General features: G+C 42.7%; 20 protein-coding genes and 1 pseudogene. 8 read left to right on the plus strand and 13 right to left on the minus strand.

Annotated features, from left to right (window positions below; translation table 11 throughout):
* Positions 1–9 precede the first annotated feature (9 nt).
* Positions 10–1,734, plus strand: a complete 1,725-nt coding sequence (locus ACFQ3S_RS16575; protein ID WP_377166502.1) for a PspC domain-containing protein — start codon at positions 10–12, stop codon at positions 1,732–1,734.
* Between the two features lie 337 nt (positions 1,735–2,071).
* Entirely contained in the window at positions 2,072–4,528 is a 2,457-nt protein-coding gene (locus ACFQ3S_RS16580; protein WP_377166504.1) for a TonB-dependent receptor domain-containing protein, read from the plus strand.
* A 220-nt stretch (positions 4,529–4,748) separates the two neighbouring features.
* On the opposite strand, the gene ACFQ3S_RS16585 is transcribed toward ACFQ3S_RS16580, so the two are convergent.
* Complete coding sequence (locus tag ACFQ3S_RS16585) at positions 4,749–7,241, minus strand: M14 family metallopeptidase (RefSeq protein WP_377166506.1); 2,493 nt, start codon at positions 7,239–7,241, stop codon at positions 4,749–4,751.
* Between the two features lie 106 nt (positions 7,242–7,347).
* Between ACFQ3S_RS16585 and recQ the strand changes: the two genes are divergently transcribed.
* Positions 7,348–9,504: a DNA helicase RecQ gene (gene recQ, locus ACFQ3S_RS16590; RefSeq protein WP_377166508.1), complete on the plus strand. Its 2,157-nt coding sequence runs from the start codon at positions 7,348–7,350 to the stop codon at positions 9,502–9,504.
* 148 nt (positions 9,505–9,652) lie between these two features.
* Here the strand turns inward: recQ and ACFQ3S_RS16595 are convergent, their stop codons facing one another.
* The 8 genes and pseudogenes from ACFQ3S_RS16595 to ACFQ3S_RS16630 form a co-directional block, all read right to left on the minus strand.
* Positions 9,653–10,465: an SDR family NAD(P)-dependent oxidoreductase gene (locus tag ACFQ3S_RS16595; RefSeq protein WP_377166510.1), complete on the minus strand. Its 813-nt coding sequence runs from the start codon at positions 10,463–10,465 to the stop codon at positions 9,653–9,655.
* A gap of 238 nt (positions 10,466–10,703) precedes the next feature.
* Positions 10,704–11,738, minus strand: coding sequence for a DUF2157 domain-containing protein (locus ACFQ3S_RS16600; RefSeq protein WP_377166512.1), 1,035 nt, complete (start codon positions 11,736–11,738; stop codon positions 10,704–10,706).
* Positions 11,739–11,863: 125 nt separating this feature from the next.
* Positions 11,864–12,796 carry a bifunctional riboflavin kinase/FAD synthetase gene (locus ACFQ3S_RS16605; protein ID WP_377166514.1) on the minus strand — a complete coding sequence of 311 codons (933 nt, stop codon included), beginning with the start codon at positions 12,794–12,796 and terminating at the stop codon, positions 11,864–11,866.
* A complete protein-coding gene (locus ACFQ3S_RS16610) occupies positions 12,793–13,338 on the minus strand; it encodes an endonuclease domain-containing protein (protein WP_377166856.1) in 546 nt (181 codons plus the stop codon). Before ACFQ3S_RS16610 ends, ACFQ3S_RS16605 begins: the two co-directional genes overlap by 4 nt.
* Positions 13,315–14,007: pseudogene (truB, locus tag ACFQ3S_RS16615) on the minus strand (tRNA pseudouridine(55) synthase TruB); the annotation flags it as partial. The gene ACFQ3S_RS16610 and the pseudogene truB, both read right to left, overlap by 24 nt.
* Before the next feature lie 166 nt (positions 14,008–14,173).
* On the minus strand, positions 14,174–14,968 hold the full coding sequence (locus ACFQ3S_RS16620) for an undecaprenyl-diphosphate phosphatase (RefSeq protein WP_377166516.1): 795 nt from the start codon (positions 14,966–14,968) through the stop codon (positions 14,174–14,176).
* Positions 14,965–15,246: a DUF3098 domain-containing protein gene (locus ACFQ3S_RS16625; RefSeq protein ID WP_377166518.1), complete on the minus strand. Its 282-nt coding sequence runs from the start codon at positions 15,244–15,246 to the stop codon at positions 14,965–14,967. The genes ACFQ3S_RS16620 and ACFQ3S_RS16625 overlap by 4 nt, the downstream gene beginning before the upstream one ends.
* Positions 15,247–15,252: 6 nt before the next feature.
* Positions 15,253–16,131 (minus strand): cell division protein FtsX, encoded by an 879-nt coding sequence (locus ACFQ3S_RS16630; protein WP_377166520.1) that lies wholly within the window; start codon positions 16,129–16,131, stop codon positions 15,253–15,255.
* Between the two features lie 173 nt (positions 16,132–16,304).
* Between ACFQ3S_RS16630 and ACFQ3S_RS16635 the strand changes: the two genes are divergently transcribed.
* A complete protein-coding gene (locus ACFQ3S_RS16635; protein ID WP_377166522.1) occupies positions 16,305–16,544 on the plus strand; it encodes a hypothetical protein in 240 nt (79 codons plus the stop codon).
* Between the two features lie 34 nt (positions 16,545–16,578).
* On the opposite strand, the gene ACFQ3S_RS16640 is transcribed toward ACFQ3S_RS16635, so the two are convergent.
* Together ACFQ3S_RS16640 and truA are read right to left on the minus strand one after the other, a co-directional pair.
* A complete protein-coding gene (locus tag ACFQ3S_RS16640) occupies positions 16,579–18,420 on the minus strand; it encodes an ABC transporter ATP-binding protein (protein WP_377166524.1) in 1,842 nt (613 codons plus the stop codon).
* A gap of 100 nt (positions 18,421–18,520) precedes the next feature.
* On the minus strand, positions 18,521–19,315 hold the full coding sequence (truA, locus tag ACFQ3S_RS16645) for a tRNA pseudouridine(38-40) synthase TruA (RefSeq protein WP_377166526.1): 795 nt from the start codon (positions 19,313–19,315) through the stop codon (positions 18,521–18,523).
* A gap of 87 nt (positions 19,316–19,402) precedes the next feature.
* Here truA and ACFQ3S_RS16650 point away from each other — a divergent pair, with 87 nt between their 5' ends.
* The 4 genes from ACFQ3S_RS16650 to ACFQ3S_RS16665 all read left to right on the plus strand — a co-directional run bounded on the left by ACFQ3S_RS16650 (position 19,403) and on the right by ACFQ3S_RS16665 (position 22,416).
* Positions 19,403–19,870 carry a DUF4293 domain-containing protein gene (locus ACFQ3S_RS16650; protein WP_377166528.1) on the plus strand — a complete coding sequence of 156 codons (468 nt, stop codon included), beginning with the start codon at positions 19,403–19,405 and terminating at the stop codon, positions 19,868–19,870.
* Between the two features lie 42 nt (positions 19,871–19,912).
* Positions 19,913–20,104 (plus strand): hypothetical protein, encoded by a 192-nt coding sequence (locus ACFQ3S_RS16655; RefSeq protein WP_377166530.1) that lies wholly within the window; start codon positions 19,913–19,915, stop codon positions 20,102–20,104.
* Between the two features lie 18 nt (positions 20,105–20,122).
* Entirely contained in the window at positions 20,123–20,443 is a 321-nt protein-coding gene (locus tag ACFQ3S_RS16660; protein ID WP_377166858.1) for a type II toxin-antitoxin system RelE/ParE family toxin, read from the plus strand.
* 122 nt (positions 20,444–20,565) lie between these two features.
* Positions 20,566–22,416 (plus strand): DEAD/DEAH box helicase, encoded by a 1,851-nt coding sequence (locus ACFQ3S_RS16665; RefSeq protein WP_377166532.1) that lies wholly within the window; start codon positions 20,566–20,568, stop codon positions 22,414–22,416.
* Between the two features lie 89 nt (positions 22,417–22,505).
* Here the strand turns inward: ACFQ3S_RS16665 and ACFQ3S_RS16670 are convergent, their stop codons facing one another.
* On the minus strand, positions 22,506–22,826 hold the full coding sequence (locus ACFQ3S_RS16670; protein ID WP_377166534.1) for a hypothetical protein: 321 nt from the start codon (positions 22,824–22,826) through the stop codon (positions 22,506–22,508).
* A gap of 65 nt (positions 22,827–22,891) precedes the next feature.
* Positions 22,892–23,245 (minus strand): hypothetical protein, encoded by a 354-nt coding sequence (locus ACFQ3S_RS16675; protein ID WP_377166536.1) that lies wholly within the window; start codon positions 23,243–23,245, stop codon positions 22,892–22,894.
* Between the last annotated feature and the right edge of the window lie 10 nt (positions 23,246–23,255).

Below are 23,255 nucleotides of genomic sequence, written 5' to 3' on the forward strand. Positions count from 1 at the left end.
TCAATCATCATGAATAAAACGATTATAATTAACATAAATGGCACCGTATTCCACATTGAGGAACAGGCTTACGAACTGCTTAAGGAATACATGACCGACGTTAAACGTCACTTTTTTAATTCGGCCGATAGCCTGGAGATCACCACGGATATTGAGAACCGTATTGCCGAAATGTTTACGGAGATATTAGCACGTGAAAACAGGCAAGCCATTGTTGACCAGGATGTTGCCGAGGTAATTGAACAAATGGGTTCGGTTAAAGATTTTGAATTTGCTGAAGAAAACGGCCCTACCGGCTTCGCCGAACCTGCCTATACGCATGGCCACAGCAACCGCCGCCTGTTCCGCGACCCGGATGATCATTTAATTGGAGGGGTTTGCGCTGGTATAGCTAAGTACTTTGATGTGCAGGCCGTATGGATAAGGTTGGCATTTGCCCTGGCATTTACATTAGCCGGTACAGGTTTCTTTTTATACATTATATTACTGCTAATTATTCCTAAAGCTGCAACCCGGGCCGATAGGATGGCCATGAAAGGTGAACCTTTAGACTTGCAGGGTTTTAAACGCAACTTTGAAGCGGAGCTAAGCACGGTTGGCGGTCGTTTAAACGACCTGCGCCATGAAGCAAGGCCATTGGTTTACAGAACACGCGACTTTATCAGCGACTTCTTCCATCACCTGGGTATATTTATTAAGGGATCTGGTAAAGTAATCGTTAAATTATTGGGTATTGCCATTATCCTTTCTTGTATTGGCGGTGTAATAGCCGTTATTGTAGCCCTGGTAGCAACCTGGGTATTTGGCGAACCCTATTTTTCACTACCCGATAATTTTTTTAATTATCGCTTTGTTAACCAGGTAATGGCTGCTGTTGCGCTATTAGCTATTATACCATTAACAACACTAATTGTAACCATAGCCAGTGCTGTATTTAACACCACTTCGTTAAACCGCTCGGCCGGGTTTACACTCCTTATTATATGGATCAGCGCGTTAGTGATATTTATATACCACGGATCGCGCGTGGCAGTGGAGTTCAGGGAATCGGCCGGGTTTACGCAAACCATCAATATAAAGCCGAACGCCAAGCAAGTGTATTATCTACAAATGAACGAAACCATGTTTCTTACTGCCGAAGACAGCTCTCGCCTCAATATTAAGACCAGGTTTAAAAATATGGTAATTACCGATGATGACAACAACGGCGGCATAGATAAACGCAATATGAATATCGATATTGAAAGATCGGATGTGGCTTATCCTGTATTGGTTGAAGAATTTACCTCACGTGGTTCCAGTTATGAAAATGCGTTAAGTAATGCACGCAATACCCGCTATGTATTTAACCAGCAGGATTCTGTTTTAAGGTTCGATACCAGGTTGCGCCGCCTAAACAAAAACCAGTGGCATAACGAGGAAGTAAGGCTTACGTTGCGCATTCCGTTAAATGCTACCATTGTGGTGAACCATAAGGTGAATCAGTATATCAGCAATTATCTGGATATAGATGATTGTTCGCCGGGCAAGCGGAACCATTCCAGTTCCGACACGGCACCTTTTGTAATGACAGATGAAGGTTTAAAATGCCCCTTTGCTAAAGACAATGACGACAACAATGAGGCTGAAGCTGAAAGTACCCTTATTGATACTACTACTGTTGACACGGTATCGAAAATTGACACTACAGTAGTGGTTACCACCCGAAAAATTATATCGCCACGCAAAAAATAAATATAAGAGTTACACCCCGCCCGCATAACTGTTCATGATTTTACGGGCGGGGTGCTAATTTTCACCCCGGTAAAGATGCCGTTTTTTGTACCTTATATATAAGGTATATTGTTACTGATATTTAGCACACAAAAAATACTTTTTATAAAAATATTTCAATTTTTGTGTAACCACACCCCTCCCTTTTGCATCTTACTACTAAATAACAATAAATAGCCTGTTCGTACAGGCAGGCTAAAAATCAAGAACAAATAAGTTTAACAATTTTAAAAAGACCGAAAATCTTTAAGTGGATTGCTATTGCCCAAATTTTACACTTCATTAAATCCTAACCACCATGAAATCGATCACCTATAAAATATTAGCCCTTATAAGCTTTGCCTGTGGCTTGGGTACCGTGCAGGCTCAAACTGCTATACAACCTGGTAAAATAACCGGTTCGTTAGTTACCGAAACCGGCAAACCAGCCGATTATGCAACCGTTAGTTTATTGAAAGCTAAAGACTCAACTGTTATAAAAAGTAGCTTGAGCAACGAAACCGGCCATTACAGCATTGAGCGCGTTACCCCCGGCACCTATTTAATTAAAGCAACCATTATTGGTTATAACAGTAGCATTAGCGGCCCCGTTACCGTTGCTGCAAATGCTACTGTTAGTATCCCTGTATTAAAACTGGTACCGGCCACCAACAACTTAAAAGCGGTAAGCGTAGTAGCCACCAAACCATTAATTGAGCGTAAAATAGACCGTACTGTTATTAACGTAGAAAATAGCGTACTGGCCGCAGGAAACTCGGCTATGGAAATTTTAGAACGGGCACCGGGCGTAACCATTGATAAAGACGATAACATTAGCCTGAAAGGCAAACAAGGTGTTACCGTAATGTTGGATGGTAAATTAACCTACCTTTCATCGGCCCAGTTGGCCAGCCTGCTACGCTCAACTGACGGCAACACTATCCAATCTATAGAAATTATTACCAACCCTTCGGCCAAATACGATGCGGCAGGTAATTCAGGGATCATCAACATTAAATTAAAAAAGAACCGGAGTGCCGGTACCAATGGCAGCTTTACTGCAGGTGCGGGCTATGGTCAAAACCACAAGGCCAATACTTCTTTAAACATGAACCATAAAGATGGTAAGGTGAACATATTTGGTAACTACAGCTATACTAATAATAAACGCCCGCAGGATTTAATGCTTAACCGTACCATTAACGACGCTGGTGTTAACACTTTCTTCAATGAATCTACCGATATTTTGGGCAACCGTAATTCACATAACTATAAATTGGGTGCCGATTATGAATTGAGCAAAACTAATACTCTGGGCGTACAGGTAACCGGATATAACTCTTCCTTTGATGGCAATACCTTTAATAATACCTTAATTAGCGGCAATCAAAATGTAAGAAGCGCGGTAACTACTACTAATAATGCATCCATAGAACGTTACAATAATATTGCAGCTAATATTAACAATCATATTGTTTTTGATACCCTAGGCAAAGAGTTAACTATGGATGCCGATTACTCTAACTTTTGGAACCAACAAAGCAACAATTACGCTAACAATTACTTTCAGGCCGATGGTACTACCTTAAAATATGGTTCGCTGTTAAGGAACAGCCTGCCTACCAAAATTAACATTGCTACTTACAAAGCCGATTATACCAACCCATTAGGTAAAACCATGAAACTGGAAGCTGGTATGAAATTCAGCTACGTGGGCACCAATAATGATCTGCGTACCGATTCGGTACTGAATGGCAACTGGGTGGTTGATAAAGGCCGCACCAACCTGTACAAATACACCGAAAACATTAACGCCGGTTACTTAAATTTTAGCCAAAGCTGGAAAAAAACATCGGTACAAGCTGGTTTACGCGCCGAGCAAACCAACTCCAAAGGCGATTCGAGAGATGTGGACAACGTAACTACCATTAATGAAAGACATTACCTAAGCTGGTTTCCAAGTGTTTTTGTAAACCACGAACTATCTGATAACCATAGCTTAGGTTTAAACTATAGCCGCCGCATCGATCGCCCGAGCTATGATGACTTGAACAGCTTTGTACAGATTTTGAACGCTTATACCTACCAACAGGGTAATCCTAACTTAAAACCACAGTTTACCAACTCCTACGAGTTATCATATACCTATAAAAAGAAATACAACGCTACGTTAGGATACAGTTTAACTACCGATGTAATGGTGGAAGTACCTAAACAAATAGATAAGCAAAAAGTAACCTTTATAACCCGCGAAAACCTGGCCGAGCAAATCAATTATAGCCTAAACATCAACGCGCCTTTTACCATTACCAAATGGTGGAGTATGAACAACAATGTAACCGGCTTTTACCTGGGTTTTAAAACCAGCTCTCCTGAGCTTAATTTAGATAACGGGCAGTATGCGGCCAACGGCAACTCTATTAACACTTTCATATTGAGCAAAACCATTAAAATGGAAGGCACGTTCAATTACCAGTCGCCCTTAACTTATGGCTTGTTCCAGATACGCAGCCAGTATAGTTTTGATGCCGGTATCAGTAAATCATTCGCGCAAAAGAAAGCGAATTTAAAATTCTCAGTAAGCGACATATTCAACACCCGCCAACAAAACCTTACGGTTAACCAGGGCAACTTAAATTTTAGTGTGTTCCAAAAAAATGAAACCCGTGTAGCCCGCTTAACCTTCACTTACAATTTTGGGAATAGTAAAATTCAGGCCAGAAAACGCAGCGGCGGTGCCGATGATGAAAAAAGCCGTGTAAAAGCGGGCAGCTAATATTAGAAAAGAGAATCAAGAATACAGAGTACAGATTGTTTAATTATTGATTATTGGACATGGTCGGTGTTTACACCGCACCATTCACCAGTGGAAAAGTTCAATCGCGGCTATCTTGATTAGTAGTCGTTGAAAACACCGACTACAAGCTGAAATTCATTCTTGACTCTGTACTTTTGACTCTGTATTCTTGACTCTGTATTCTTGACTCTGTATTTTTTTAATTCACCATAAACACCGCATTGCTAAACAATAATTTCCCATTCTCCCAAAAACTGCGGAACAACGGATCGTCGGTTAGATAAACAACAGAACCACGGCCCATATTTTGAACGCCGAATAATAAGCCTGCAGTTAGCTTCTCTTTCGCTTTTTGACCAACAAAACCGGCCACGTAACTATCCTTTTTCAACACGCCTACGTTTACGCCGCCGTCTTCCAGGTAATCATAAATATCGTCACCCAGTTTTAGGGTATAATAGTAGGAAGGATAACCGTAACCCAGCGGGTGGGTATTATCCAGGTACACCTTATATATAGCACCTGGTACATTATTCTTGATCGATTCACGGTCGCGGCTGTCATAAGCGGCCAGGTCGGGTGCTTTTTTAGGTGCTTTCTCGTCCTTTTTTTCTTCTTTAATTTTCATCCCGAAACCTTTTTTATCAACCAATTGACTAATAGCGCCGCCCATAGCAATCAGCTTACCTCCATCGCTCACCCAATTCTGTAATTTTTCGAGCGGGAAGTTACTGTAACGGCCATCAGGAAAAATAGCCACATCAAAATCACTTAACTTAATACGCCCCAGATCCTGGTAACGCACTACAGATACCGGATAACCTATTTGCTGTTCAAAAAAGTGCCATACTTCGCCCATATCGTTCGTTGAAACACCCTCACCCGATACCACCATTACCCGTGGCTTGGCGATGTAACCTATAGCACTCGAACCTAAATCGGCACCCTTATCGGCAAAGCCGGTAGTTAAGCCAACCAGATCGCGGTGGAACTGATTAGCCGTTTGCATCACCAACCTATTAAAGTCGCCCTTGTTGTTACCAGCCCTGGTTATAATTAACGACCCGGCTTCAAACTTTTTACTACCGGCTTCAAAAGCCTGCGAGGCAAAACGCACCTTAACACCTTTTTGCAACAAGGCCGATAAAAACTTTACATCTTCTATAGAATGCCACTTGGCTACATAGGCGTATGCTTTATCATTTAATAAGGCAACCGGCTTATTAACCAAAGTTGTTGCAACCGGTTTAACCGACTCGGTTAAACCGTAAGCTTTTAACCCGTATGCATACGGTAAAGACCAGGCAGTAATATCGTACGTGTTAGAATCGGCAATAAAAGTTTTAGGCTCCAGCAATACGGTTAACAAAACCGCTTTGGGCTGGTAAGCATTAATCACCATATCGCTTTCCTTCACATTATAGCTTTCTGTTTTGCCCGAAAAGTAGTTATACCCGTTTACTGTTCGGCTTACCCCATAGCCGTATTTAATGCCGTTATTATTCAGCAACTCGGCCAGTTTAGCCAGCTTATCGACATCATCATTTTTAATAACGTAAGTTTTATAAACTCCCGGCGGGTTAGTACGACTGTTATCAAAATATTTTTTATACTCTGCCAATACTTTAGTGGCATTGTTCGATGCCGTTTCAACCGTACTTAAACCGGTGGTATGGTGGTGCGAGATCCGATCGGCCAGTGTCAAGGTATCGCCTCCGCGTGTGGCTACAGCCAAACCACCGCTTGGGCCTCCGCCCTGCTCATAGGTCATGCCAATGGAGCCGTTATATAATGGGTAGGTATCACCGTACGATGGATACAGCAGGTCGAATACTTCCTTGGTAAAATACAGCCAGCCATTTTGGTCGAAGTATTTGGCATTATTGCGGCCAATGGTGGTTTGAAACTCGCGCTGCCACGGGGTAATATCCTTATGGAAAGGCTCGGCAGCAGGTGCAAAATAGTATGGGTTATTAAAGCCTTGCTCATGAAAATCCACATGAATTTGAGGAAGCCATTTATTATACAAACCTACCCGTCTTTGTACTTCTTTTTGGGTTTGCCAGGCCCAATCGCGGTTTAAATCAAAATAATAATGGTTTACACGCCCGCCAGGCCAGGGTTCAATATGCTCGCGCGATGAAGAGTTGGCATCGGGCAGCAAGCCACGTACCTGGTTATAAAAGTTTACATAACGGTCTCGCCCATCGGGATTTAAACAAGGGTCTATAACCACCAACGTATTTTTTAACCAGGGTTGTGTGCGGCTGTTGGCCGGGTTAACCATATCGTACAGCGTTTGCATAGCGGCCTCGCTGCTGCTGGGCTCGTTACCATGCACATTATAACTCAACCAAACAATGGCAGGCACATTAGTTAAGGTAGCCATACCAGTGCTTAAACCGGCCAGGTACAAATTATGCTGGCGAATATCTTCCAGCCGGGCAATATTTTCTTCGGTACCTACAAAGGCAACCATAAGCGGGCGCCCCTCGTTAGTGGTGCCATAAGGCAATAATTTTACTTGTTTCGACGATTGGGCAACATATTTAAAATATTCGGCAATGCGGTAATGGTAGGTGTACTGGCTGCCCAATGGGTAACCTAAATAATCGGCTGGTGATTGCAAAGTCTGGGCAAATGCAGTGCAGGCGCAGGTTAAGCAGATCAGTAATATGTAGAGTTTCTTCATGCTTATTATTTGTACGACTAAGCTAATAAACTAATCAGTAAATCTGTATAAGCGGTGTATAAAATTTACGCGGGCATCAATTATGAAGTATCTTTACTCCCAATTTATGACTCCCCTACAGGCACTACAAAAATATTTCGGGTACACCGAGTTCAGGCACCAGCAGGATGCTATTATCAAGCAAATTATGAGCGGTGGCGACGCCATGGTACTCATGCCTACCGGTGGTGGTAAATCGCTTTGCTACCAGTTACCGGCTGTATTACTACCGGGCTTAACCATTGTAATTTCGCCATTAATTGCCTTGATGAAAGATCAGGTGGATAGCCTGAACATTAACGGCATCCCGGCGGCTTACATCAATTCCAGCCAAACTACCGGCGAACAGCAGGACATTATCAGCCGCTTAAAAGCCGGGCAAATTAAACTATTATATCTGGCTCCCGAGCGGCTGTTTGGTTCCGAGAGCCGATTAGTGGCTTTCCTGAAATCCTTGGCGGTTAGCTTGATCGCTATTGACGAGGCTCATTGCATCTCGCACTGGGGACACGATTTTCGCCCGGAATATTTAATGCTCTCCAGTTTCAAAACCGAGTTTCCAACCGTACCTGTAATAGCGCTTACCGCTACGGCCGATCAGCTTACCCGGCAGGATATTAGAGAGAAGCTTGCCCTGCACAATCCCGCTGAGTTCGTATCCTCCTTTAACCGCCCCAATATCAGTTACCAGGTAGCCCCCAAAAAGAACAACTATCAACAGCTGCTTAACTTCTTAGATACGCATAAAGACGATTCGGGTATTATCTACTGCCTGTCGCGCGCATCAACCGAAGACCTGGCCTCCGACCTGCGGGCGCAGGGTTACCAGGCCAGTGCTTACCATGCAGGGCTTGATCATGAGACCAAAGCCCACAACCAGGACCAGTTTTTACGCGATGAAGTAAAAATTATGGTGGCTACCATTGCCTTTGGTATGGGCATTAACAAAAGCAATGTGCGCTACGTGGTGCATTACGATTTGCCCAAAAATATAGAAGGCTATTACCAGGAAACCGGTCGCGCCGGGCGGGACGGTTTGCCATCGGAAGCTTTGCTGTTTTTTTCTACCGGTGACGCGTTCAAATTGCAAAAATTTGCGCGCGTAGAAGGCAACGAAGAACAAAGCCGTATTATGCTGAAAAAACTGGATGATATGGTGAAGTTTTGTCAACTGCAAACCTGCCGCCGCCAGTATTTAATGCACTACTTTAACGAACCATTTGCCGACAATTGCGGCTCCTGCGATGTGTGCCTTACCGAGTTTAAACGTTTCGACGGTACTATACTGTCCCAAAAAGCGCTATCGGCGGTAGTAAGGTTGAACCAGCGCTTCGGGATTACTTATGTGATTGACTTTTTACGTGGATCAAAAAGTGAAAAGATTCGCCCCGAACATAAAGAGCTGAAAACTTACGGCATTGGTGCCGATGTGAGCAAGGCCGACTGGCAACGCTACATTGGCCAACTGGTTATTCAAGGTTATTTACAGGTGACCGATGATGATTACCATACCATCAAGCTCACACCAACCAGCGACACCGTGTTAAAAGGTCAGCAAAAAATTGAGTTTACCCTGGCCGAGGATATAGAATTAGCCACTGAAATACAGGTGCCTGTTTACGAAGCCGGTTTATTACAGGACCTGAAAACCATTCGTTTTAACCTGGCCATGAACGAAAATGTACCGGCCTACATCATCGTATCGGATGCTACCCTGCTCGAAATTGCCACCTACCTGCCACAAACCCCTAACGAACTGGGCCGCATTTCGGGTTTTGGCGAGGTAAAGCTGGTACGTTACGGCGATGCATTTTTACAGGCCACACTGGCTTACTGCCACCAACATAATTTAAGTTCTAAAATTGATGCCAAGCAGGCCAAAGCACCGTCTCGCGCAAAAAAAGCAGCTACAGCTGCCAGGCCATCGGCCAATAAAACCCAGCGCGAAAGTTTTGAGATGTACCGCGCAGGTATCAGTATTACCGAAATAGCGGCTATGCGAAATTTAGCGAGCACTACTGTAGAAAGCCACTTATGCTCCTTTATAGAAACCGGCGAAATGCAGGTGAATGAATTAGTATCTGCCGAAAAGATGGCTTTTATACAAGATGCCGTAGCCAGTTACGGTGCCGAAAAATTGGCCCCGCTGAAAGAAGTATTAGGAGATAAATATAGTTATGCCGAAATTAAGGCGGTAGTGAGCTGGATGAAAAAGAACGTTTAGTTGTCAGTTGTCAGTTGTCGGTTGTCGGTTGTCGGTTGTCGGTTGTCGGTTAAGGGCAGTTCCATCTTGAATATATGGTTTTGCTTATTTAAAATTTCTTCTTCCTAAGGATGGCAGATAGCGATTTACGCAAGGCTCGCTTATATATTTATTTGCCTGTATTTAGCTTAGCTAAGGCCTTAGCGTAGGTACGGCCTAACTGACCTACAATGAAGCGTTTGGGCATTACCCGCATAAACGAACTTCCTATACGGTTGAGCAGCCCCGGTATATGGTTGTATTTACGGTGTTGCAGGGCATACAAGCCTTCCTTAGCGGCCTTATTTACGGGCATTAACCAGCCTTTCAGGTCGTTAAACTTTTCACCCTCAGTCATTTCGGTAGCAATACCACCCGGCGCATAAACGGTCAAAGAAAAGTTCGGATTCTTAATTTCGAGCACCAACGCGTTAATAAAGTTCATGATGAAACCTTTAGTGCCCGAATATATAGCCTGATAAGGTACCGGGAAGAGCGCAGCCATGCTCGATACCACCATCAAACCACCTTGCTGCTTATTGGCTTCAAAATGCCTGACAAGTTCTGTACTAATACGCACTACGCTCCTTACATTGGTTTGTAACATGCGCTCAAAGTCAGCCTCGGTGAGTTCTAAATGGCTGCCAAAAAAAGTAACGCCCGCATTTAATATGGCTGCATAAAGCTGCTGCCCGTTCAGGCTTTCGGCAATCAGCCGGTCAACATCGGCCGGCACCGACATATCGGCCACTACGGTTTTAACCTGTATCCCGGCATGCTTTTCCAACTCGGCTTTTAACTGATCTAACTTATCGGCACGGCGGGCGGTTATAATAAGGTTAGCCTTATGCTGATTAGCTAATTGGCGGGCCATTTCATAACCCAAACCGGATGATGCACCGGTTACCAGGATCCATTTTTGATTAAAATTGAGCGGTTTCACAGCTTCAAAGCTACATTTATATTTAAATTGTTCTGTTAAAAAACAATTAAGTGCAAAGAAACGGCATTTTACATTTTATTACCTCATGTAAAGAGTGAGCGTGGATTTAGCATTGTAAGGGGGAGTTATAGAGGCCATTTTGTACGTGGGGTATAACCTGTAAAAGACATACACCCTCCCCTCTGCTTTCCAAAGCGCAATTGCACAACCCCCTCTATTTAAAAGCGATTATATGTAATTAAGTGCTCACGTTCCAGATCTTTTCGGCTTTACGGCCAATTAACCAAAACGAAGCGGCCAGTAGGGCAAAGAAAACCGTACCCGGTATATGATTCCACAGGTACTCGAAATACTTGGTGTAAATAAATATCAAAACAAAGGTGATCCCAAACTCGCGGGCAATAGCATCTTTTGTTTTTAAACCGTATAAGGTAAATGCAGCGGCAACGGCCATAGCAATTATGCCCCAATAAAACAGGCTGATCTGTTTAACCAGCATCCATTCTTCCAGCTGACCATAATTGCCAAAAATACTTAAAAGCCAAAGCGAAATAAACAGGTACAACAAGCCCACAACATACGTTAGTTCCCAAAAACGATCCATCCATTTCTTGCCTTTTAAGAGGTAGCAGCCACCCAGCAGTACCAACCCGAACAACACGAAGCGCAGCGGGTAATTCATACCTAAAAAATAGTAGCTCCACTTGGTTTGATAGCCGGTTTCGGTGCCAAACCAACTCCCCAATGATACCAGCGCAAACAGCCATATCATCCGTGAATTGAGTTTCCAGCCTAAAAAGCCGTAGACGAATACCGAAACCAGGAATAAAATGGAATAATGGCCCGAGCCATTATCGAAGGTTTTACCTAAGTAGGCAATACAACATGCGGTAAATAGTACGCCTGTAAAAATGGTGGCTTCATTACTAAAAACACGCTCCGGGAAAAGCTGTTCGCGACGGCGACCTAATAAAAACGCACCTACCGCCAACGCACCTGCACCTATACTTATTACAATGTCTGGCGTATCATACAAACTTTTCAACCATTCAATCACCTTATCGCTAATAATGAGTGAACCAACCGCAATAACTCCGCATACCAGCGCTATCCAAAAAGAATATTTGGCCAGCCTCATCCAATCGAACCCCTTAACCTCCGTTGAAGTACGAAGTGTTTGGGCCAAATCGGTTGTAAGCAATTGCTCTTTCTCCCAATGCGTAATTACCCGGTTTAAAAATTCGCTTTCCTGTTTATCGAGATTGAGCTTCATTGATCTGTTGATAGTTCGTAGATGATGGTTTTTTGTTACCTATACCATTCAACTAAAGCTCTAATTTATGAAAAATTTAATTAATATTATAACTATACAATCTGCCATGAACAATCAACCAATAACTATAAGCCATTCAAAAGCTTCAGCACCTCTATCCTATCCTGCGCCAATTGCTCCTTTAATCCTTCGAGTGAAGAGAACTTAACGTCGTGCCTTACAAAATTCAGGAAATTCATTTGCAGGGATTGGTTGTAGATGTCGCGGCTAAAGTCAAATAAATTAACCTCAATATTTCTCGTCATGCCGTTAATGGTAGGGCGGTGACCTATGTAAGCCATTCCCTGAAAAGTTTCGCTTCCCAACTGTACACTGGCTGCAAAAATCCCATCGCCCGGAATAAGCTTATAGCTTTCCTCTACCAGCAAATTAGCCGTTGGATAGCCAATTTGCCGGCCTATTTGATTGCCGCGAATTACCTTGCCGGTAATAAAGAACGGGTAACCTAAAAAAGCATTGGCCTGCTCAATATCGGCACGTGATAAAGCTTGGCGGATGCAGGTGGAACTTACGGCTACGTGGTTGATATCCTGCTCAGGTATTTCAATCACCTCAAAGCCATAAATTGGCGCAGCCTTTAGCAGGTCGGCCAGTCCGCCGGCACGGTCTTTACCAAAGCGGTGATCGTACCCGATGATAATCTTGCGGGTACCTATCCGGTTTACCAACACATCGCGGATATAAGCTTCAGCCGTTTGATTAGAGAAATCCCTTGAGAACGGAGTAATAATCAAATGGTCTACGCCCAATTCTTCTAATAATGCAGCACGCTCCTGTATAGTAGTAATTAATTTCAGATCCTGGTTCTCGGGATGAATGATCATCCGCGGATGCGGAAAAAACGTCAGGATAACCGTTTCGCCACCGGTTTGCCGGGCTAGCTCTTTTATACCGGCTATAATTTGCCGGTGCCCCTGGTGTACCCCATCGAACGTACCAATAGTAACCACGGCATTATTAAGCGGCGTAAAATCGTCTATGTGGTGGTAGATCTTCATAAAGAAGCCCCTCCCCGGCCCTCCCCGGGAGGGAGGGAGTTTTGCCTGTCTGGTAGACTATTAATTTTATCATTAATTGTCTCAAATACCTGTTGTGGAGATGTTAGTACCTCATTATTAGTGAAGCGAATAACGCTAAATCCCCAGTGCTTTAGCATTGCCGTCCTGTCTTCGTCTGCTTCTTTAACATGTTGATGATAACCTCCATCCACTTCTATAACCAGCCCTTTTTGCAAGCATACAAAATCTGCAATGTAATTATCAATCACATGTTGCCTTCTTATTTTATAACCTGTAGTATCCCTTCGCAACAATTGCCATAAAACATTTTCTGCCTCGGTAGGCAATTGCCTGTTAGATCTGCTATTGCCTTTCAATATATTATAAGGTAAAGGATTGGCACTTTCTCTGTAATTGCGGATCCCATGAGGTTCTTCTAAAAGCCCATTCTCTTGCATCACAACTTCATCCTGCGCTTCTAAAAGCCCTCCCTCCCGGGGAGGGTTTGGGAGGGGCTTCTTGATGAAATTCACCAGTTCCATTACCTCCCATGCATCTTCCACCTTAAAATTACCGCTGCGGGTGCGTCTTAATTTGGAAAGATAAGCGCCGCTGTTTACGGCTTTACCAAAGTCATACACCAGCGAACGGATATAAGTGCCTTTACTACATACTACCTTAAAATCAACCTCAGGCAGTTCAATGCGGGTAAGTGTAAACTCTGTAATGGTAACGGTGCGGGCTTTTAGTTCTACCTCTTCGCCGCGACGGGCTTTTTCGTACAGGCGTTCGCCGTTCACTTTAATAGCGGAGTGTGCAGGTGGAAACTGTTGAATTTCCCCAGTAAATTGCGAACAGGCGGCTTTTAATAATTCTTCATTTAAATGGCTGATATCGAAAGTTTCATCTACCTCGGTTTCCATATCGTACGAGGGCGTGGTACCGCCTAATACCATGGTACCGGTGTATTCCTTTTCTTCGGCCTGAAAGCTGTCTATTTGCTTGGTCATTTTGCCAGTGCACACAATGAGCAAGCCGGTAGCCAGCGGATCGAGCGTGCCGGCATGGCCTACCTTTAGCTTTAAAGGCTTAAAGGCATTGCGTACTTTACCTACAATATCGAAACTGGTCCAGCGGTAGGGTTTGTTAATGAGCAGCAGTTCGCCTTCGGCAAAATTGAAGTCTTTATGTTTGGAGTGTAATTCGCTCAATGATATCAGAATGAAGATACAAAGGTAGTTGTCTGAACCGGAATTTATAGAATTAAAGAATTAACAGAATCCCGGCATATACTACAACTGAAAACGCCTGTCTTTTTGCAAGGCAGGCGTTTTAAAAAACTTTATTCTTGATTCTGTACTCTTGACTCTTTAAGAACTAAATTACCTCCAGGTTATGCCCGGTCATATATAAACCAATGATAACCGCTCCTACCACAATACGATACCAGCCAAACAGCACAAAGCCTTTACGCTCTAAAAAAGTAATAAAAGTACGAATAGCCAGCAATGCAACCACAAAAGCCACCACATTACCAATAGCCAGCAGTTTTATCTCTTCGCCGGTAAAAACGTGCCCAGCTTTGTAAAAATCGTAAAGCTTTTTAGCGGTTGCCGCAAACATGGTAGGCACTGCTAAAAAGAAAGAGAATTCTGCAGCTGCGGTACGGCTCAATCCTTGCGACATACCACCTACAATAGTGGAGGCTGAACGCGAGGTACCGGGTATCATGGCTATACACTGAAACAAGCCGATTTTCAAAGCGGTTAAGTAACTGATATCTTTCTCCTCGGTAATAGTAGCCTTGTTAAACCACTTATCAACAAATAATAAAATTATACCGCCAATAAATAACGTTATACCCACCGTAATGGCGCTCTCCAACAAAGCATCTATCCTATCGCTAAACAGCAAACCAAAAATTATGGCCGGAACAAAGGCTACAAATAGTTTAAAGTAAAAATTAACCGATTGAAAAAACCGTTTAAAGTATAGCACCACAACCGAAAGGATAGCTCCTAACTGGATAGCAACGGTAAATAGCTTCACAAAATCGTTATTGGCAATACCCATAGCCGATGAGGCAATGATCATGTGGCCGGTTGAGGATACCGGCAAGAACTCAGTAAAGCCTTCTATAATGGCCAGGATGATAGCCTGAATTAAAGTCATGCGTTAGGTGCTGGCTTTTTTAAGATAGCGTAAAATGCCAAACCAAATCCGGCTAATACTACCAATGGTGCTAATACAATTTTAGTATTGCTGTAAATATCGGTATTGCCCGACATGATAACGAAGCCTAACGCCACAATAACAATGCTGGCTGCTAATAACTGGTAATTAGCTTTACCAAAAACAAAGTTTACCGGAGTGGTAACAGTTGGTTTTGCGTCGCCCAATATAGACGGCCTTGGTGCGGCGGTATTAGGTTTGATATACTTTTGTGCCATAATATATTATCTGTATAGTTGATATATCTTTAAACGTAAAAAACGGTTGACCGCTAAAAAGGTACTAAAGCCCGAGATAAAAATCCCCAGCAAAACTACACCTGCAAATATAATCCCGAACTCAACATAGTTTTGCAGCACTACTAAATCGGGCACCTGCTGGTAGGCCAGGTAAAGCGTGCCTACTAATATAATGGTGGCTATAAGCGCACCCAGTAAACCATGCCATATACCATAGAGCAAAAATGGTTTGCGGATGAAACCTTTGGTAGCTCCAACCAATTGCATAGATTTTATTAAAAAGCGTTGCGAGTAGATGGCCAAACGTATCGTATTATTAATGAGCGCAATGGAAACCACTAAAAATATAGCGGTAAAACTTAGGATTACTAAGGTTATACTGGTCATATTCTGGTTCATTTGGTCTACCAGCGACTGCTGATACTTCACCTCTTTAACCATCGGGTTTTTACGCAGTTCGTTGGCAAAGCGGGTCAGATCATTGTTGTTAGCATAATCGGCTTTCATGTACACATCTATAGACGGAGAAAGCGGGTTAACACCCAAAAATTTAACAAAGTCTTCGCCCAGGTCTTTTTGCAAATTGCGGGCAGCCTGCTCTTTAGGCACATACTGGCTGCGTTTTACATGCGGGTCGTTAGCCAGCTTTTGCTGAAATTGTACCACTTCGGTTTCCCGGGCACCTTCATCAACAAACACGTTAACCACCATGTTTTCTTTAATATAGCGCGATAAATTGTTGGCGTGTACCAGTATCAATCCCAGCATACCTACCATCAGCAGCACCATAGCAATCCCAAAAACCGTGGATATATAAATGGTCTTGGTTTTTTTGGCGGCCGTACTTGCTTCAAATTCTTCCATATTGTAACAGTTGGGTTGCGAAGTTAAACAACACGTGGTTAAAGGTAAAACTTTATTAACTATAAATGCGATTTAGATGAATTGCTGCAATCCATTTTAACAAAATTTAACGCATAAAGCGATATAAACAAAGCGTTACCGCTTGTGTTATATTTCAATAAATCTGTTTAAATATGACCGAGCCAGCCAATTCATCCAACAAACCTTCACCATCTGACACGCCAACCGAACGCCCTAATGACAACGGTGGCGAAGTTGTAAAAAGAAAAGAGGATAAAGACTATAATGCAGACGATGCCGACTTTGGCGACGTAGCCAAATCCCACGAGCAAAGCGAAGAACCGGTTAACCCGGTTAAAACTCCACCTGATGAGTTTGCCGACCCGGAGAAGGATAATCCACCGGTAAAATAGAATCAAGAGTACAGAGTCAAGATTCAAGAGCGAGTTAAACAGAGTCTCGATTCTTGACTCTGTACTCTTGACTCTCTCCCCTATCTATTCCCGCTGAGTTAAACTGCAGGTCATACAACTTACGGTAATATCCGTCTTCTATGCGAAGCAGCTCCTGGTGAGTGCCTATTTCTTTGATCTCACCATGATCGAGCACGATGATCTTATCGGCTTTTTGAATGGTAGACAAGCGGTGTGCGATTACAATAGCGGTACGGCCATCCATTAGTTTATCAATAGCGTTCTGAATCAGGATCTCTGTTTCAGTGTCTACTGATGAAGTAGCTTCGTCCAAAACCAAAATTGCCGGGTTATAAACCAGCGCGCGTACAAAAGAAATGAGTTGTGCTTGTCCGGCAGAAAGCGTTGCTCCGCGTTCCATTACGTTATAATCATACCCGCCGGGCAGGCGTTCAATAAATTCATGTGCGCCTACATCGGTAGCGGCTGCAATGATCTGCTCGCGGGTAATAGCCGGGTTATTTAAGCTGATATTGTTGGCAATAGTATCTGAAAATAAAAATACATCCTGAATGACGGTGGCAATTTGAGAACGTAAAAAGTTCAGTTCGTAATCTTTAATATCCACACCATCAACCTGTACACTACCCTGCCCTATTTCATAAAAACGGTTTAATATATTAATGGTAGATGATTTCCCTGCACCAGTTGCACCTACCAAAGCCAGAGTTTCTCCTGGTTGAATGTTAAAACTGATATTTTTAAGCACCCAATTATCATCATTGTAAGCAAACCAAACATCTTTAAATTGAATATTCCCGCGCAAGCGACCGGTTTGTATGGTACCATTATTAGGCGCTACTTCATCGGTATCCAGTACTTTAAAAATACGATCGGCACCCACCATACCCATTTGCAGGGTATTAAATTTATCGGCCAGCTGGCGTATAGGCCTAAACAGTAAATTGAGGAAAGTCATGAACGCTAAGATTTTACCTGGCGTAATGCCATGCTCATCGGCAGTTAACGAGGCCATTTGCTGATCGCTTAAAATACGTTTGCAACCATACCAAACCAGTAAACCAATAGAGCCGGCCACAAAAATTTCCACCACCGGGAAAAATATGGAATAGTACCAGTTAGACCGGATGTTGGCATCGCGGTACTTTTCGTTCACTACGTTAAATTTGCGCATTTCCTGTGCCTCGCGCGAGAAGTACTGGATAATACTGATCCCCGAAATATGCTCCTGCAAAAAGGTATTCAATTGGGCTACATGAGTACGCACATCCTGAAACGAAGACTTAATGGCTTCTTTAAATATATAAGTGGCTCCTAAAAGAAATGGCAGAGGTATTAACGTAACCAGTGTCAATTTCCAGTCTTTCACCAGCATACAAATAATTAAAGCCAGTACAAGGAGCAAATCGCCAATGATAGAGATCAGGCCTTCTGCAAAAATATCGGCAATGGTTTCCAGGTCAGATACCGTACGGGTAATGAGCATACCAATGGGTGTACGGTCGAAGTATTTTAGCCGCAAGCTCATAATGTGGTTAAATACATGAATCCGCAGATCGCGGATAACGGACTGCCCCAAAGCGTTGGTGGAATAAGTTTGATAATACTGCGCCACCGTTTGTATGGCCAACTGCAATACCATGAGGATCACAATAAACACTAAGCCATTATAATTGCCAGCCAAAATATACTTATCCAGGCCAACCTCCATTAAAATGGGCTGCACTAAGGTAATAACCGCCAAAAATATGGTGAGCAACGCTGCTATAACAAACGTACGCTTGTATGGCTTTACGTACTGCATAATACGCGTGAGCAGTTTCCAATCTAATGCTTTACCTGTTACCTGGGACATGTGTTTTTATTTCGAAAATTTGTCTTGAACCTGAATTTACAGGATTAATGAATTTACAGAATACTATCTATTTGCACATTTGCATCCACACAATTGCACTTCAAATATATGGATACTTAACTTCTGTTAAATACAAACCACAAGCGGGCACCGATGTTCCGGCGTTGCTGCGATTTTTACTTTCAATGATCTGGCGGATGCCTTCCGGCGCAATTTCTTTACGGCCAACCATCATACAAGTACCTACAATGGCCCGTACCATGTTACGTAAAAAACGGTCGGCCGATATGTAAAATACCAGACTGTCCTCCTTGCGCAGCCATTCGGCACGCGTAATTTTACAATTGTTGGTTTTTACCTGCGTGTTCGATTTACTGAAGCAGCTAAAATCGGTGTACTCCATCATCATTTTCGCAGCCTCATTCATCAACTCCACATCCAAATCCCCTTTTTTAATTTGCCACGAATAATTTTGCCTGAACGGGTCCTTGCTAAAATGGATATGATACTCATACGACCGCTGCGTGGCATCAAACCGCGCATGTGCCTCCGCATGAACCGGGATAATGCGCTTAACGGCAATATCGTGTGGCAGCAAGGCGTTAAGACCCCCCAGCCCCCTAAAGGGGGAGCATGAACTTTGCAGATCAACTTCTACTCCCCCTTCAGGGGGCTGGGGGGCCGCAGGTATATCCAAATGCACAAACAACTGCTTGGCATGCACACCCGTATCGGTACGGCCTGCGCCGGTTGTTTCTACAGGCTGGCGCAGCAGTATAGCTAAGGCTTCGTTCAATTTTTGTTGTACGGCTATGGCATTGGGCTGTGTTTGCCAGCCATGATAGCGTGTACCATTGTAGGCGATCTCTAAAAAATAACGTTGTAGTTGAACCACGGCCGCAAAGTTAATAAACCGCTAATGAAGGATGCATGATTATTTTAACCAAACAATTTTATCTTTGCCGTGCTATAACATTCAATCATGATACAACGCGTACAAAGTATATACCTGTTTTTGGCCTGCCTGGCCATGTTTGCCCTCTACCTGGTTACTATAGCCAATAATGTTTATATCAACAATACACCTACCAATGTAAAGGTTACCGGCTTATTTCAGGATGTGAACGGGGCACAGCAGCACACGCTTACCTTTACAGCTCTTACCGCGGTAACCGCCGTTGTAGCATTACTACCACTGGCAGTTATCTTCTTTTTCCGTAAACGTAAACAGCAAATTACATTTTGCTACGGTGCTATACTGGTTATTATTGGTCATAGTTTTTGGCTGGCACAAACAGTTAAAAAAGCGACTGATGGCGTATTGCTGAACAGCAACAATTTTGGCGTGGGTTTATTTCTACCGCCTATTGCGATATTGCTGATGATGTTAGCAGTAAAAGCTATTCAAAGAGATGAAGCGCTGGTAAAATCGGCGGATAGGTTGCGGTAGAAATTAGATTAATTGTTTATTCTTGGCTATAACCGTTACATCATGACCACTTTAACAATTGAGATAGCAGACAAAGACAAAGATGTTTTTTTGGAGATAGTTAAGAAATTTAAGGGCAAAATAATTGATTCTTCTAAAAAAGAAAAAATATTATCAGGCATACAACAAGGCTTAATAGAGGCGAGGGAAATACAAGAAGGCAAACGCAAATCATTAACTTTAAAGGATATTTAAGCTACGCCAAATAGCGTTATCTACACAAATAACTTTGTAAAAAGAGCGAAGCACTTTAAAAAGAAACATCCTTCCCTACCTGAAGATTTAGCACAATTAGAAAAAGACCTGCTTGAAAATCCAAAACAAGGTATCGACCTTGGTGGTGGACTATATAAAATTCGGTTAGCCATAAAAAGTAAAGGGAAAGGAAAAAGTGGTGGCTATAGAATAATATCTTACATTGTAACAAATAATATAAGTTCTACTACTATTAACCTGATCTACATCTATGATAAGTCGGAAGAAGTAAGCATCAGTAAACAAGACATTCTGCAATTATTAAATACTATCTTTTAATAAATTAAATTTACGGTATTTATCATTAGTATCTCATTTTCAATCACCTATTTGAAATCCCATTAATTTATTGTACTTTTGCACCCGATTTGGCGATGTTGTCGAATCTGTTATTTTAATTCATGAACAACCCATTTATTGAACTGGGAATCCGTCATGATATTGTTAATGCCATCACTGAGTTAGGATTTGAAAATCCAACGCCAATCCAGGAACAGTCAATTCCGGTATTGTTAACAGGCAGCAACGATTTTGTCGGATTAGCCCAAACCGGGACCGGAAAAACTGCTGCTTTTGGCTTACCATTATTGGAACTGCTGGATTTTGAAGAAAATTATCCACAAGCACTAATATTGTGCCCTACACGTGAACTTTGTTTACAAATCACCAATGATTTGAAAAACTACTCCAAAAACATGAAGAACGTTAGCGTTGTTGCTGTTTATGGAGGTGCCAGTATTTCAGATCAGTTACGCCAAATTAAACGTGGTGTACAAATTGTTGTTGCTACCCCGGGCCGTATGCTCGATATTATCAACCGCAAGGCTATTGATTTTTCGCAGGTACAATTTGTAGTATTGGATGAAGCTGATGAGATGCTCAATATGGGCTTTCAGGAAGACATTGACAGTATCTTATCCACCACGCCCGAGGATAAAAAAACATGGCTGTTTTCAGCCACTATGCCAAGCGAGGTTCGCCGCATAGCTAAAAAGTACATGACCGATCCTTTTGAGCTCACCATGGGCGAAAAAAACACCGGAAATGTTAACATTGAGCATGAGTACTATGTAGTACGTGCCCGTGATAAATATGCCGCCTTTAAGCGAATTGTAGATTTTAACCCTGAAATTTTTGGTATCGTATTTTGCCGTACCAAAATAGAAACTCAGGAAATTGCCGAATCATTAGCTAAAGACGGCTACAACGCCGATGCTTTACATGGTGACCTTTCGCAACAACAACGCGATAAGGTAATGAAACGCTACCGCGAACGTGGCCTGCAGTTGTTAATTGCAACAGATGTAGCCGCCCGTGGTATTGATGTTAACGACGTTACACACGTAATTAACTATTCGTTGCCAGACGAAATTGAGAATTATACCCACCGTAGCGGTCGTACAGGTCGTGCCGGTAAAACAGGTATTTCTATCGCTATCGTTAATTCTAAAGAAATTGGTAAAATACGCCAGATAGAACGTGTTATTGGTAAAAAGTTTATTAAAACGGAAATACCAACTGGCTTTGATGTTTGCGAGAAACAACTGTTTGGCCTTATTCATAAAGTACACAATGTTGAAATTAACGAGCAGCAAATTGAGCAGTACTTACCACGTATTTACGCTGAGTTTGCCGATCTTTCTAAAGAAGACCTCATCAAGCGCTTTGCATCTATCGAGTTTAACAGCTTCCTTGAATATTATAAAAATGCCCCTGATCTGAATGCTGCAGAAGATACCCGTTTTACCCGTGAGGGTGCCGATGGTGATAGATCTTCACGCGGTAACCGTGGCGATTTTACCCGTTTGTTTATTAACTTGGGTTCGGTTGACGGCTTTACCCGCGGCGATCTGTTAGGTTATTTTTGTAACCAAACTGGTATTGTTGGCCGTACTATAGGCAAAATTGATGTTAAGGGTGTTTACTCTTTTCTGGAAGTTGCTAATGAAGACTCGGAAAAAGCTTTTGCCAGTTTTAAAGATGCTCAGTTTAAAGGCCGCGAGGTTAGAATTGAAGTTTCGGCAGATGGTGGTAGTGGCGACCGTAGCGAAAGCCGTGGTAGTTATGGTGGCGGTGGCTACAAAAAACGAGAAGGCGGAAGTAGCTATGGCGGTGGTAATCGTCGTGGTGATGGTGGCAGCAGCAACCGTGGTGCCGAAAGAGGCAACAGCGGTGGTAATGCCAGTGGTGGTTTCCGCGATTTCTCGGGCAAAAGCCGTGAAGACCGTGGCGAGCGTCGCAGAAAATACTAATAATTTTATTTAGTTTTTAGGGAACCAAGCCATTGGAACCCGTTAGTTTTAGTTTTGACAAAGCCTTCCTTAGGGAGGGCTTTTGTTGTTTAACGGGTAAACTCTACAATTATCGAATCCGGGTATAATAACTTCAAATTATGATCGTCCAGTTTTTGTATCACAAAGCGGCTGTAGGGCTGGCTACCTTCAAAAGAAGTAAATATCGAATCGTCCTTTATGAAATAATCTTCGGCTATGGGAGCCTCTTCGGTTAAAATGAATTTTTTACCTGTTATTTCCAGCCTGGTGTTTCCTTGCTTAGCACGCCATTTGCCTTTTATAGATCTTTTCCCGGAATAGGTACAAGCAGCAAAAATCAAAACAAATGCACATAAAATATGCACTAATGCTAATAGGTAATTTTTCATGATAAAAGGTAGATTTTAAAAAAGCAGCGCGCTTGCCAGGCAAACGCGCTGTAATGGTATCAAAATTAAGGCTTAACTACCAAATCGACTTCTTTAACATATACATGGCGGCCTTTTTTGTTCACATAATAATAAGCCGAATTTTTATCGATGTAAATAGTTTGTCCGCCTGGCCCAACTTTACTATCGTATTTTTTATCAACCACGGCCGATTTGCCTTTTGAGGCTACCTCAGCAGTTTTCCGGGCGCCCACCTTAGCACCTTTGCCCACGGCTTGTGCACCGTCTTCGGCAGTGTTACCTACAGCCTTAGCACCATTGCTAATAGCTTTTCCTGTTTTTTTAACAACCTGAGCTTGAGTATCGGCAGCTACGAATAATACGGCTGCTAATAAAGCAACTTTAATTATGTTTTTCATAAGTTCAATT

The organism is Mucilaginibacter terrae (assembly GCF_042679325.1).
Classification (GTDB): domain Bacteria; phylum Bacteroidota; class Bacteroidia; order Sphingobacteriales; family Sphingobacteriaceae; genus Mucilaginibacter; species Mucilaginibacter terrae.